This is a genomic window from Streptomyces sp. NPDC001492, assembly GCF_053597275.1.
On the sequence record NZ_JBSFHW010000081.1, the window covers coordinates 1 to 13,223 of the forward strand.

The window sequence follows — 13,223 nt, forward strand, 5'->3', positions numbered from 1 at the left end:
GCCCGAGGGCCTGGGCGAGTGGTCCGGGCAGGAGTTCCTGCGCATCCGCTTCGAGGAGCCCGATCAGGCCACGCTCACCGACCGGCCCGGCGACGGGGGGCCGCGGGGTGCCCTGGAGTGGCCGGACGTGTGAGGCGTCGCAGCCTGGATACGCGGTATGCACGGACACCACGACCCGTCCGGAAGACCCTCCTTGCCATGACCAGCGAAAAACCGCTCGACCCGCACCTGAAGATCACCCTCCGGGTCAACGGCAAACCCCATACCCTGCTCGTCGACCACCGGCGGGTCCTGCTGGACCTGCTCCGCGAGGACCTGGGCCTCACCGGGTCCAAGAAGGGCTGCGACCACGGCCAGTGCGGCGCCTGCACCGTCCTGGTGGACGGGCGCCGCGTCAACGGCTGTCTGCTGCTCGCCGTCACCCTCGACGGCAGCGAGGTCACCACCATCGAGGGCCTCGGCGGCGACGGCGAGGAACCGCACCCCCTCCAGCGGGCCTTCCTGGAACGCGACGCCTTCCAGTGCGGTTACTGCACACCCGGGCAGATCTGCTCCGCCGTGGGCATGATCGCCGAAGCCGCTGCCGGTCACCCGTCCCACGTCACCGACCCGGCGGAGCCCTCCGGCCGGCCCGTGCCGCTGGACGGGACCGAGATCCGCGAGCGGCTCAGCGGCAACCTGTGCCGGTGCGGCGCCTATCCCCGCATCGTCGAGGCGGTGGAGGACGTGATCGGGTGAAGAGCTTCGGATACCTCAGGCCCACCGGCGTCGAGGAGGCCGTCGAGGCCTACGCGGCCCACCCTGGCGCCCACTACCTCGCCGGCGGCACCAACCTCGTCGACCTCATGAAACTCGGCGTGGAGACCCCTGGCGTCCTCATCGACGTCGGCCGGCTGCCGCTGGACTCGGTCGAGGAACTGCCGGACGGCGCGCTGCGCGTAGGCGCCACGGTCCGCAACAGCGATCTCGCCGCCCACCCGCTGGTCCGCGACCGCTACCCGGTGCTGTCCCAGGCGCTCCTCGCGGGCGCCTCCGGACAGCTCCGCAACGCCGCCACGACCGGCGGCAACCTGCTCCAGCGCACCCGCTGCCCCTACTTCCAGGACCTCGACAAACCCTGCAACAAGCGGCAGCCGGGCAGCGGCTGTGGTGCCCGCGACGGCGTGCACCGCGATCACGCCGTGCTGGGCCACTCCCCGCACTGCATCGCCACCCACCCCTCCGACATGGCCGTCGCCCTGGCGGCCCTCGACGCCCGGGTCGAGCTGTACGGCGCCGAGGGCGGGCGCTGCATCCCGGTGGCCGACTTCCACCGGCTGCCCGGGGTCCGTCCGGAGCGGGACACCGAGATCCGCCCCGGTGAGCTGATCACCGGCGTCCTGCTGCCGGCCGCCCGGGCCGGTGTGCCCTCCGCCTACCGCAAGGCCCGCGACCGTGCCTCGTACGCCTTCGCCCTGGCCTCCGTGGCCGTCGTCCTGCGGGTCGCGGACGGCGTCGTTGACCAGGTGGGGCTCGCCTTCGGCGGCCTCGCCCACCGGCCCTGGCGAGCCCACCACACGGAGACGGCGCTGCTGGGAGCGGCGGCGACCCCCGAGGCCTTCGAGGGCGCCGTGGCCCTGGAACTGGACCGCGCCGAGCCGTTGCGCGACAACGCCTACAAGGTGCCCCTCGCCCGCAACCTCGCCCTGGACGTCCTGAACCGCCTCGCTCCCGCACCGGCGACGGCCTGACCTCTTCCGGACCCGGCCGACCCCAGGAGAACCGATGGCGAACGACCCACTGGAGCACGGCGGCCAGCTGCCCGGGACCGATCTGCCGCACGACGACCTCGTCACCCGCGCCGCCTCCGCCGCCTCGGGTGAGTCCGGCGAGGGCCGGCAGCCCCGTACCGGCGCCCTGGAGCAGGACCCCCAGCCCACCCCCCGCACCGGCACCGCCCTCGGGGCGCCCGCCGGGCGGCGGGAAGGGCGGGAGAAGGTCACCGGTAACGCCCGTTACGCCGCCGAGTACCCGGTGCCCGGCCGCGTCCACGCCTGGCCCGTGCCGGCGGCCGTGGCCCGGGGCCGGGTCACCGGCGTGGACACCTCGGCCGCGCTCGCGCTGCCCGGCGTCCTCGCCGTGCTGACCCCCGGCGACGCCCCGCGCCTCGGCGAGACGGACGACGCCACCCTCGCCGTCCTGCAGAACCGCCACGTGCCGCACCGGGGCTGGTGCGTCGCCCTGGCTGTCGCCGAGACCCTGGAGGCGGCCCGCGCCGCCGCCCGGGCCGTCCGCGTCGGCTACGCCACCGAGCACCACGACGTCGTACTCCGCCCCGACCACCCGGACGCCTACGAGCCCGAAGGGGGCGCTCAGCCGGGCCGCCTCGAACACGGCGACCTGTACGGCGCCTTCGCCGCCGCCGATGTCCGCCTGGACACCGAGTACCGGGTGCCGCCCCTGCACAACCACCCCATGGAACCGCACGCGAGCACGGCGCACTGGGACGGCGACCGGCTGACCGTGTACACCTCCAGCCAGGGCAGCACGACCGTCCAGTCCGTGCTCGCCGGTCTCTTCGGCCTGCCCGAGGGGCACGTCACCGTGGTGGCCGAGCACGTCGGCGGCGGCTTCGGCTCCAAGGGCACCCCGCGCCCTGACGTCGTCCTCGCCGCCATGGCCGCACGGCACACCGGCCGGCCGGTCACGGTGGCCTACCCCCGCCGGTACATGCCCACCGTCGTCGGCCACCGGGCCCCCACCCTGCACCGGCTGCGCCTCGGCGCCACCGCCGACGGACACCTCACCGCGGTGCTGCACGAGGTCACCACGCACACCTCGCACGTCAGGGAGTACGTGGAGCAGGCCGCGGTGCCGTCCCGCGTCATGTACACCGCCCAGCACCTGCTCAGCTCCCACCGGGTGGTGCCGCTGGACGTCCCCAGCCCGTCCTGGATGCGCGCCCCCGGCGAGGCCCCCGGCATGTACGCCCTGGAGTCGGCGGTCGACGAACTCGCCGGGGCCCTCGGCGTGGACCCCGTCGAGCTGCGGATCCGTAACGAGCCGGAGAGGGAACCCGGCAGCGGCAAGCCGTTCAGCAGCCGGCACCTCGCCGAGTGCCTGCGCGAGGGCGCCCGCCTCTTCGGCTGGGACCGGCGCGACCCGCGCCCGCGCTCCCGGACCGAGGGCCCACTGCTCATCGGCACCGGAGTGGCCGCGGCGACCTACCCGGTCCTGATCCGGCCGTCGACCGCCACCGCCCAGGCCCTGCCCGACGGCACCTTCCTCGTCAGGGTGAACGCGGCCGACATCGGCACCGGCGCGCGCACCGTCCTCGCCCAGGTCGCCGCCGACGCCCTCGGCGCGCCCCTGGACCGGGTGCGCACGGAGGTGGGCCGCAGCGACCTGCCCCCGGCGTCGCTGGCCGGCGACTCCTCCGGGACCGCCTCATGGGGCTGGGCCGTGCACGAGGCGTGCGCCGCCCTGGCGGCCCGGCTCGCCGAGCACCCGGGTCCGCTGCCCGCCGAGGGTCTCCTGGTCCGTTCCGACACCGCCGGCCGGGCGGACGCCGACTCCCCGTACGCCCGGCACGCCTTCGGCGCCCACTTCGCCGAGGTCGCCGTCGACACCGTCACCGGCGAGGTACGGGCCCGCAGGATGCTCGGCGTCTTCGCCGCCGGGCGGATCCTCAACGCCCGCACCGCGCGCTCCCAGTTCGTCGGCGGCATGATCATGGGCCTGGGCATGGCCCTGACCGAGGGCAGCACCATGGACGCCCCGTTCGGCGACTTCACCGAGGCCGACCTCGCCTCCTACCACGTGCCCGCCCACGCCGACGTCCCCGACATCGAGGCCGACTGGATCCAGGAGGACGACCCGCACCTGAACCCCATGGGCAGCAAGGGCATCGGCGAGATCGGCATCGTCGGGACCGCCGCCGCCCTCGGCAACGCCGTCCACCACGCCACCGGCATCAGGTTCCGCGAACTCCCCCTCACCCCAGACCGCGTCCTCACCGGCCTGCCGGCCGAACGGTGACGACCGCGACGAGGGACACCGGAAGGGGAACCGCCCGAGTGCCGGGACTGCTGTGGGAGTACGAGGGCTACGACCCCGCCGAGGAACGCCTGCGGGAGTCTGTGCACCCTGGGCAACGGCTACTTGGGGGCGGCTCTTCCTCAGCTTGTGCTTTATCCACCAGGACCTACCAGGTCTGCCGATGGCCTTGAGGGACTCGGGACGTTTGGCGGTCTTGCCCACGTCGTAGCGGGGTGTGGGACGGCGGTTCTCGGTCCCGGGCGGCCGCCCGGGACCAGCGCCACGAGGTTGGGGAACACGGGCCGGGCAGAACAGATGAGCTCGGATGTTCCTGAACCCCCGGCGGACCCGGGCCGGGGTGAGGCGTTCGGTCCCGGCCGGCTTCTCCCAGAGCCGACGGAGGTCGGCAGCCAACTGCCGGGCGAGCCGGAGCTGGGTGTGCGCGACGAGCAGGAGCCAGGTCCAGCGATCTGCTGCCTCGGGTGTACGCGGTTTCGGGGCGGTCCAGCCGAGCGTCCGTTTTCCGAACCTGAAAGTGTGCTCCAGGTCGAATCTCCTTTGCCCAAGGCCCGGTTGTCTGACCCTTGTGGCAAGGTGCACAGCTGTGGAAACGGATGAATTCTGGAACATCATCGAGACAGCACGCTCGCGCACCGGGGACGGCCGCGCTTTCGACGAGGTGTTGGTCGACCTGCTGGCTGACCGCGGCAAGCGGGACATCCTGGAGTACCAGGAGTGTTTTGACGAGCTGCACGGTGCCATAGGGCGCTGGGACGTGTGGGCCGCTGCCTATCTCATCGGGGGCGGCTGTTCGGACGACAGCTTCATGGACTTCCGCGCCGGCCTGATCGCCCTGGGCCGCCAGTGGTACGAGCGAGCGGCCGCCGCCCCGGACAGCCTGGCTGAGCACCCCACGGTCATCACTGCTGCCCCCAACGGCGACTATGTCCTCTTCTACGAGGCGGTCAACTACGCCAGTGCGTACGCCTTCAAGCGGATCACTGGTGACGAAGAGGACTTCTACGAGGCATGGGATCAGCACTGTGCTGCGCGGCCTGACCCCGAGCACGACAGCGTTGACATGGGCGAGGACTTTGACTTCGACGATCCGGACGAAATGCACCGCCGCCTGCCCCGACTTGCCGCGCTGTATCTGACGCCTGGCGAGGCTTAGCCGTTCACAATCTCCAGGGCTATGAACGGCCCAAGGCCGTCCATTCTCCTCCAAAGATCATTACGGGACACAGGTCTTAGTGAGGTAGCGAGCCGTTTCCGGGTCGTAATGACGGAAGTAGTTGTAGTGCAGGCCTGTTTCTGGGTCGTGGTACTGGCCTGGGAAGCGCAGCGGAGTGTATGCCGTGGCGGTGCGGTTCCAGGTGGTGGTGCCCCAGAGGGTGATGCGGGTGCGCCACGCGATGTCGCCTTGTTCGTCGACGAGTTCGGTGGGGGTGCCGATCAGGTCGGTGACGATGGCGTAGAAACGAGAGTCGATCTCGTCCTGGGGTGCGTCGGCCAGTACCTTGCGTTCGGTCTGGGTCAGGGGGTGCAGGCCCTGGTGGTCCCAGGTGAGCGTGATGGCGGGCTGGGTGGTGTCGGGGGTGCGCGTGGTTTGTTCGCACAGGGTGGTGCCGTCCCAGGTGAAGTCCACCTGTTCCAGGACTGTTTCGCCGTATGGGGCGAGGCGTTGTTTGGCGATGCGGCGGCCCAGAGGGTCGTAGCGGTAGCGCCAGGTGGTGCCGTCCGGGGTGACCACGGAGGTGAGGCGGTCTTCGGTGTCCCAGGTCTAGTGCCAGGTGTCGGGTTTGCGGGACAGGCGGGTTTTCTGACGCAGGGTGATGCGGCCTGCTTGGTCGTGTTCGTAGCGGACGGTGCCGGTGCGGGTGATGCGGGTGCCGGTGTAGGTGCGTTCGCCGGTTGCTTCCTGGCCCGGCATGGAGGTCGGCCAGGTGGCGTGGGTCTGGTTGCCTGCGGTGTCGTAGGCGTGAATCTCCAGGGGTGTGGCTCTGTAGTGTGTCCTGGGCCAGCGACGAGGCTCTGCCGTCCGACGAGGAAATCACTCGTGTACGGCGGCTGAGTCGGCGCGTCCGCACCGACCTTGACGACCTCACCGACGAGGACCGGACGCAGATCCAGCAAGCCGTCGCAGCGGTCCGCCGCAGCCACCAGATCGTTGCCTTGGCATGCCCCGCGTTGCTGCGCCGGTGCCCAACCCGCGCCCCGGAACATGGCCCGACACCCGGCTCAGGTTCCGGGGAGGATACGGCGCGTTTCGTAGGCCCACATCGCGATCTCGACCCGGTTGCGGGCGCCGAGTTTGGCCATCAGGCTGGCCAGGTGGGTCTTCACCGTGCTGAGGCTGATGTGCAGCGCATCGGCGATCTCAGTGTTGGTCAGCCCGCGAGCGACGGCGAGGAGCACCTGCTCCTCGCGGGCAGTGACCGGGGAGACCGGTTGGGCCGCGGGCCGGCCGGCGGGCAGGTCCGCGAATGCCTGGAGCAGACGCACGGTGACGCTGGGCGCAATGAGCGCCTCACCGTCGGACGCCGACCGTACGGCCTGGGCCAGAAGGTCTGGTCCCGTGTCCTTGAGCAGGAATCCGCGGGCGCCGGACCGCAGCGCGCCGTAGACGTACTCGTCGAGGTCGAACGTGGTGATGACGACCACGGCCAGGGGGTCGGCGACGCCCGGGCCGGCGACCAACCGGGTGGCCTCGAGCCCGTCGATCACGGGCATGCGGATGTCGAACAGGCAGACGTCGGGGCGCAGTTCACGGGCCAGACGTACCGCTTCCTGTCCGTCGGCGGCCTCGCCGACCACCTCGATGCCGGGCTGGGCGTTCAGCAGGATCCGCAGCCCGGTGCGGATGATGGTCTGGTCGTCAGCGACGACGACGCGGATGGGCACCGCTCTCGGTCCTCCCTCTCGGCAGCTCGGCTTCGACGTGCCAGCCCTGGTCGGTGCCGGGGCCGGCTTGTAGTGTGCCGCCGAGCAGGGCAGCGCGCTCGCGCAGTCCGGCAAGTCCGTATCCGGCACGGCCTCGGCCGGTGCGTTGGCCGTTGTCGCGCACGCTCACCCGTACCGTGTGCCGTTCCGCGGTGACCCGGACGGCGACCTCGGTCGCGTTGACCGCATGGCGCATGGTGTTGGTCACCGACTCCTGCACGATGCGGTAGACGGCCGCGTCCACGGCCGGGGGCAGCGTGTCCAGTTCGCCGTCGAGCCCCAGGTCGACCCTGAGGCGACCACCTGGGGTGCGCACCAGACGCTCCAGATCCGCGACACCGGCAGGCGGTGCCAGCTCGGCGCCGGCCGCGCGGTCGCGCAGCGCGGCGACCATGGCTCGCATTTCCTCCAGCGTGCGCGCCCCTTCCTCCTCGATCCCCTCCAGCGCCTCGACGGCGGCGGACGGGTCGGTGCCCGCGAGTACCCGGCCCGCCTGGGCGCGGATCACGATGGCCGAGACGTGGTGGGCCACCGTGTCGTGCAGTTCCCGGGCGAGTTGCTCGCGCTCGCGGGAGCGTACCTGCTCCAGTTGCCGCTCGCGAGCGGTCGCCCGGAACCGCACGGTGGCCCCCATCAAGCCGGGCAGCAGCAGGAAGACGAAGCCCCCCACCTGATCGGCAGCCGGGGTTTCCTCGGTGACGACCGACAGTGCGAAGGCCGAGAGGATCAGCGCACTGCCCAGCACGATCTCCCGTCCCGATCCCCACCGGGGCAGCGCATAGACCAGTACGACCACGACCGCGCCGATATTCAGGCCGACGTGCTCGCGCGGTGCGGCGACCAGCGAGGCGATCTGGAGCAGGATCACCGAGCCGAACGCCATCGCGACCACCGCCAGCGGGCGGGTCCGGCGCCACAGGGGCAGCACGCACAGCCAGACGGCCAACACCACTGCCACCGGCCGCCACACGACGTTCTCGCGCAGGGTGGCCTCCAGCACCACACCGCCCAGGCCCCCGGCCAGCAGTACCCAGTCCCGCCACACCCGGGCGGGCGCGTCGGGCGGCCGGGGTTCGGTCCACAGGGTTCGCAGGTCGTCTCGCAGCACGGTTCTCAGCCTAGGGACCGCGCCGCGGTGCGCATCGGCCGAAAGGACGGGGCGTCACTCCGCCCTGGGGCGGACGGATCCGCGGCCCGCGAGCCGATGCCGCAGAGCGCCGTGGCGACGAACCTCGGCGTCGGCGGCCGTACAAGGACGGCCGACGAGGTGGTTGGAGGACCCGATGCTCTCAAAAGCCCTGTCGCGCCTGGGCGCAGGCGCCGCCCGCCATCCCTGGCGGGTGATCGCGGCATGGCTGATCGCCGCCACGCTCGCCGTCCTCGCCGCGATCGCCATCGGCGGGCGGACCGCGGACTCGATGACCGCTCCGGGACTGGACTCCCAACGGGCCGCGGAGCTGATCGAGCGGGCCGGCACCGGCCAGGAGGGCATGACCGCCCAAGTGGTCGTCACCCCCCTCGACGGCGGTGCGACGTTCTTCGACCACGGCAGCGCGCGCACCGCGCTCGCGCGGCTCCAGGACGAGGTGCGGCGCCTGCCGCACGTGCTCGGCACGAGCGACCCGGCGAGGGCACTCGACACGGGCGGGGACACCGCCGTGCGCGGCGGCCTGGTCTCGGCCGACGGGCGGATCGCGGTCGTCCGGGTGCAGTACCCCGACCAGAGCCGGCTGTCGGCCGAGGACCTCCACGCCCTCGTCGACCTCGGCGACCGGCTGCGCGCCGAACTGCCCCTGCGCATCGAGATGGGCGGGAACCTCTTCTACGTCTTCTCCAACGCCGACGGCGGCGCGAGCGAGCTGATCGGCCTCCTCGCCGCGGCCGCGATCCTGTTCCTGGCGTTCGGTTCGCTCGTCGCCGCCGCGCTGCCGATCGGCATGGCCGTCTTCGGACTGACCGTCGGGGTTGCCACGATGACGGTACTGGCGGGGGTGACGGACGTACCGACCTTCGCCCCTGTCCTGGGCAGCATGGTCGGGCTCGGAGTGGGCATCGACTACGCGCTGTTCGTGCTCGCCAGGCACCGGGAGTACCTCGCGCGCGGGCTCGATCCCCGCGAGGCGGCGGGGCGAGCGGTGGCCACTGCGGGGAGGCCCGTGGTCTTCGCCGGCGGCACCGTCGTCGTATCGATCCTCGGCCTGGCGGTCGCGAACGTGCCGTTCATGACCGTGGGCGGGTTCGCCGTGTCGATCGTCGTCCTGATCATGGTCGTCGCGTCGGTGACGCTGCTGCCGGCCTTCCTCGGCGCCGCCGGCCCACGCCTGGCCCGGGCCGGCCGGATCGGCCGCGCTCTGCGGACCAGGAAGCTGGCCCGACTCGCGCGGCGGCGGGACCCGGCGGCGGGCGCCGCCCCCGCCGCCGGGTGGCGGCGCTGGATCGGGCACGTCAGCCGGCACCCGGTGCCGTACGCGGTCGGCGCGGCGGGGCTGCTGCTGACCGCGACGCTGCCCGTGCTCGGCCTGCGCGTCGGCCTGCCCGACGACGGCTCACTACCCCACAGCCGTACCGAGCGCCGCGCCTACGACCTCGTCGCCGAGGGGTTCGGCCCGGGCACCAACGGCCCCCTCGTCATCGCCGCGGACCCCGCCGGTGAACCGGGAGTGCTGGACCGACTCGTCGGGGCGGTCGCGGCGGATCCGGGCATCGCATCCGTCGCGCCGACGCACATCGATCGGGCCACCGGCATCGCGACCCTCGTGGTGTTCCCGACCACCAGCCCTCAGGACAAGGCCACCGCCGACACCATCGCCCGGCTGCGCACCGACGTGCTGCCCACGGCGATCGGGCACGGCCCGGCCAGGGCCCACGTCGGCGGCGCCGCCGCGAGCCTGTCCGATGTGGGCCGACGCACCAGCCAGCGCCTGCCGGTGCTCGTCGCCGCCGTGCTGGCGATGTCGTTCCTGCTGCTCATGCTGGTCTTCCGCTCGATACTCGTACCGCTCAAGGCCGTACTGCTGAATCTACTGAGCATCGGCGCGGCCTACGGCATCATGGTCGCGGTCTTCCAGTGGGGCTGGGGCGGCGCCCTCATCGGGCTGGAAGCGACGGTTCCGATCGTGTCGTTCATCCCGATGTTCCTCTTCGCCATCCTGTTCGGCCTGTCGATGGACTACGAGGTGTTCCTCCTCTCGCGCGTACGCGAGGAGTACCTGCGCACCGGCGACAACGGCACGGCGATCGTCGAGGGCGTCTCGGGCACCGCCCGCATCATCACCTCGGCCGCCCTCATCATGGTGGCGGTCTTCCTGTCCTTCGCCGTCGCCGAGGACCCCTCCACCAAAATGTTCGGGCTCGGCCTGGCCACCGCGATCTTCATCGACGCCACGGTCGTACGCATGGTGCTGGTACCGGCAACCATGACACTCCTCGGTCGGACCAACTGGTGGCTGCCGAAGTGGCTGGACCGGATGCTTCCCCACGGCCCGGTCGGCATCGACGCGGAACCCACGGGCGAGGCCCCGCGTCCACGGCTGGTTGACCGTTGACTCAACTCCCTGCCCGCCCTTGGCGTCCGGCACCTGAGGGCGTCCCCCAGGAGGCACACCGAGTCGTGATCATCGGGTGGTCCTGGTGAGGTCTTTGATCCAGATCATCGAGGCGCACACATGGAGACCGGCGAGGTACCTGTCGGGAGTCCTGCCGTATCGGGTGGCGATGCCTCGCCATACCGCTCGCACAGGCCTTCCTGCCCGCTCTCCTGCCGGCTCGCCCCCTCCCCCACCGCGCACCCTCGAGGCTGGGGGGCCGGCGTGCACCACACGCGCCGCCCGAGCCCGGCACGCCACCCCATCCCCGGGAGTTCTGCCTGGATCAGGCAGGGTCACCCTCTTCGTCGCCCCTGCCCGCCCCGGGCCCGGTCCCACGGCAAGAAACTCTGCTGCGGAGGTGGCGAAGAACGATCCCCCGGTGCCGCTGTGGACGGCCGCACCTCGCAAGCCGTCCCTACCTGGGCAGGAGTTGAGTCAGATGAGATGTTTCGGTGACCAGCGACATCAACCGTGCTCCGCTTGCTTTGTTCCGCCTGATCGTGACCGGTGGTGGGACAGGTGGCCACACCTACCCGGCGCTCACCGCGATCCGCGCAGTGCGGGCCAGGCTCACCAGGCAGGGGCGCGACCTGGAGGTGTTGTGGATCGGTACGGCGGAGGGTTTGGAGGCGCGGGTCGCCCCGGCCGAGGGCATCCCGTTCACCACCGTGGCGACCGGCAAAATCCACCACTCGTCGAATCCGCTGAAGACGCCCCTCCACCTGCTCGGCAAACGCCCCCCGGCCGCAGCCGGGGCTGTCACAGAACAATCGCCGCACCGAGCCCGATCAGCACCGGACGCCCACCAGGGTCGCCCTAGCTCTGTTCTGTCCGCCGCATCCTGGTCCTGGTGTAGGCGACCACCGGGACCACGGCGATGAGCATGACCGTGTCCTCGGCCAAGGTTGCCAGCGCACTCGTGACGGAATGGCCGAAGGAAACGGCGCTTTCTAGCCCAGCCTCTCCTTGACCACGTTGGTAATCCTGGTCACCAGACCTGAGAGGTGGAGATGCAGGCCGTCGCCGGCGACCTTCGTTTCCACCGTCTCCGCCGCTCTGGCCAGGAGCGAACTGGTCACCGGCGAAAGAAGCGGCGATGACGAAGTTGATCGCGCTGCACAGAGCCAAGACGACGGTTGCCACGGCCCGCAGAAGACCTCGCCGCCCCCTTCGATGCCGTCTTCGGTGGCCCAGACGGTCTCTGCCGCCCAGGCCGCGACTGCCTGCACAAGGGTGACGAGGTCGAGTTCGAATGCGCGCTGGGACGTCTGTTGGGGCCGTCAGCGTCGCGTCGATCGCTGTAGAGGTGGATGGTCTGTGCGGCGTAGAAGCTGCCGGCCTGATGGAGTTGACCGGTAGGGAGGCCCTCGAAGCGGACTTGTGGACGGCCTACCAGCGGGGGTGGGTCACGAACAGGGACAGCCCCGATGTCGGGTAGACGCCAGGCGCAACTCCCCCTCGGCGACAGCACCACCCTTCTCGCTCCCTGACCGGCGGTTGACCGGGGATCAACCCCGCTGCCGGGCTCACGCTTACAGAGCCCGCAGGCCGTCGTCCCGCGCAGGAACGCGTCAGCCATCGGCCTCGCATGTCGGTTCGCCGCCTCGGCGAGGCCTACAGGCGGTGCTCGCCGGCCCAGGTGTCCGGGCAGCGCACGACAAGGGCAGCGACGTCGTCGTCGAGCCTTCCTCCGCTGTAGTGGAGCAGGGCCGTATGAAGCCGGTCGAGCAGCTCCCGGGGCGGCGTTTCGCCCTGCTGCTGCGTCCAGTCCGGCAGAGGGAAGAACGCGCCGGTGCGGTCCCGGGCCTCCGTCACCCCGTCGGTGTAGAGGAGCAGCTGGTCGCCGGGGGTGAAGTCGAAGGCGTCCACGCGGTGGTGCTCGCCGACGAGCGTCGTCAGGTTGAGCGGCGGCGAGGGGGTGGTGGCTTCCAGCAGCCGGGTTTTCCCCTGGTGGACGAGCAGGGGCGGGGGGTGCCCGCAGCTGAGGATTCTGACCTGGCCGCCGTCCTGGGGGATCTCGGTGATGAGGGCGGTGGCGAAGTGCTCCGGCCGGTCCAGGAGGGGGAACGCGGCACTGTGACGAGCGATGGTGACCTCCAGGCGATGAATGATGCCGCCGAGATCGGGCTCGTCGTATGCGGCCTCCCTGAAGCAGCTGATCAGCGCGGAGGCCGCTCCGACCGCGGACAGGCCCTTGCCGCGCACGTCGCCGATGAGGAGCCGGATCCCATACGGCGTGTCGGCCGCCTCGTAGAAGTCGCCACCGATCCGCGCCTCCTCCTGGGCCGCCAGGTACAGGGCCTCGATCTCAATGTTGTTCATGGAGCGCGGCAGAGGGCGCAGCAGCACCTCCTGGGCGGCCTCGGCGACAAGCCGAACGTGGAACAGCGTCTCCTCGCGCTGCAGCCGGACATGGCTGGCGTAGGCGGCCGCCAGGGTGACCGCGATGATGGCTGCCGACGTGTACGGCGTTCCCAGGTCGGTGTAGACGAAGCCGAGACCGATCATGACCAGGAGGCAGAACAGTCCGAGCAGGAGCGTGGGAAGTACGGGCCACATGGCGGCGGCGAGAGCGGGAGCGGTGGGAAGGAGGCGGCTGAAGGCGATCTGCCGTGGGGTGGAGAACGCCAGAACGGCGATGAGGGCGGTGAGGATCACCGGTGACAGCGTGGCCGC

At 71.4% G+C, this 13,223-nt stretch carries 9 protein-coding genes and 3 pseudogenes; 6 read left to right on the top strand and 6 right to left on the bottom strand.

Annotation, left to right across the window (positions count from 1 at the left end; all coding sequences use genetic code 11):
* The first annotated feature begins 198 nt into the window (after nt 1–198).
* The 3 genes from ACWC1K_RS48405 to ACWC1K_RS48415 are packed head-to-tail and all read left to right on the top strand — an operon-like array spanning nt 199 to nt 4,017.
* On the top strand, nt 199–738 hold the full coding sequence (locus ACWC1K_RS48405; protein WP_450840346.1) for a (2Fe-2S)-binding protein: 540 nt from the start codon (nt 199–201) through the stop codon (nt 736–738).
* Entirely contained in the window at nt 735–1,730 is a 996-nt protein-coding gene (locus tag ACWC1K_RS48410) for an FAD binding domain-containing protein (protein ID WP_450840348.1), read from the top strand. The genes ACWC1K_RS48405 and ACWC1K_RS48410 overlap by 4 nt, the downstream gene beginning before the upstream one ends.
* A 34-nt stretch (nt 1,731–1,764) precedes the next feature.
* Entirely contained in the window at nt 1,765–4,017 is a 2,253-nt protein-coding gene (locus ACWC1K_RS48415) for a xanthine dehydrogenase family protein molybdopterin-binding subunit (protein ID WP_450840350.1), read from the top strand.
* Nucleotides 4,018–4,206: 189 nt separating this feature from the next.
* Here ACWC1K_RS48415 and ACWC1K_RS48420 read toward each other — a convergent pair.
* Nucleotides 4,207–4,575 (bottom strand): annotated as a pseudogene (locus ACWC1K_RS48420) (NF041680 family putative transposase); the annotation flags it as partial.
* A 46-nt stretch (nt 4,576–4,621) separates the two neighbouring features.
* Here ACWC1K_RS48420 and ACWC1K_RS48425 point away from each other — a divergent pair.
* Nucleotides 4,622–5,191: a DUF4240 domain-containing protein gene (locus ACWC1K_RS48425; protein ID WP_450840352.1), complete on the top strand. Its 570-nt coding sequence runs from the start codon at nt 4,622–4,624 to the stop codon at nt 5,189–5,191.
* Nucleotides 5,192–5,269: 78 nt separating this feature from the next.
* Here the strand turns inward: ACWC1K_RS48425 and ACWC1K_RS48430 are convergent.
* From ACWC1K_RS48430 to ACWC1K_RS48440, 3 genes and pseudogenes are all read right to left on the bottom strand, one after another.
* Nucleotides 5,270–6,007: pseudogene (locus tag ACWC1K_RS48430) on the bottom strand (RHS repeat-associated core domain-containing protein); the annotation flags it as partial.
* Nucleotides 6,008–6,258: 251 nt separating this feature from the next.
* A complete protein-coding gene (locus ACWC1K_RS48435) occupies nt 6,259–6,921 on the bottom strand; it encodes a response regulator (RefSeq protein ID WP_450840353.1) in 663 nt (220 codons plus the stop codon).
* Entirely contained in the window at nt 6,896–8,068 is a 1,173-nt protein-coding gene (locus tag ACWC1K_RS48440; protein ID WP_450840354.1) for a sensor histidine kinase, read from the bottom strand. Before ACWC1K_RS48440 ends, ACWC1K_RS48435 begins: the two co-directional genes overlap by 26 nt.
* Nucleotides 8,069–8,243: 175 nt before the next feature.
* Between ACWC1K_RS48440 and ACWC1K_RS48445 the strand changes: the two genes are divergently transcribed.
* Nucleotides 8,244–10,505, top strand: a complete 2,262-nt coding sequence (locus ACWC1K_RS48445) for an MMPL family transporter (protein WP_450840356.1) — start codon at nt 8,244–8,246, stop codon at nt 10,503–10,505.
* Between the two features lie 506 nt (nt 10,506–11,011).
* Nucleotides 11,012–11,257, top strand: a pseudogene (locus ACWC1K_RS48450) (glycosyltransferase); the annotation flags it as partial.
* 240 nt (nt 11,258–11,497) lie between these two features.
* Here the strand turns inward: ACWC1K_RS48450 and ACWC1K_RS48455 are convergent.
* Together ACWC1K_RS48455 and ACWC1K_RS48460 are read right to left on the bottom strand one after the other, a co-directional pair.
* On the bottom strand, nt 11,498–11,626 hold the full coding sequence (locus ACWC1K_RS48455; RefSeq protein WP_450840357.1) for a hypothetical protein: 129 nt from the start codon (nt 11,624–11,626) through the stop codon (nt 11,498–11,500).
* 535 nt (nt 11,627–12,161) lie between these two features.
* Nucleotides 12,162–13,205 (bottom strand): PP2C family protein-serine/threonine phosphatase, encoded by a 1,044-nt coding sequence (locus ACWC1K_RS48460; protein WP_450840358.1) that lies wholly within the window; start codon nt 13,203–13,205, stop codon nt 12,162–12,164.
* Nucleotides 13,206–13,223: the final 18 nt, after the last annotated feature.

Bases quoted from the DNA above. Each gene is read 5' to 3' on its own strand.
- ACWC1K_RS48445 (WP_450840356.1), top strand. From the start codon at position 8,244: ATGCTCTCAAAAGCCCTGTCGCGCCTGGGCGCAGGCGCCGCCCGCCAT.
- ACWC1K_RS48415 (WP_450840350.1), top strand. From the start codon at position 1,765: ATGGCGAACGACCCACTGGAGCACGGCGGCCAGCTGCCCGGGACCGAT.
- ACWC1K_RS48405 (WP_450840346.1), top strand. From the start codon at position 199: ATGACCAGCGAAAAACCGCTCGACCCGCACCTGAAGATCACCCTCCGG.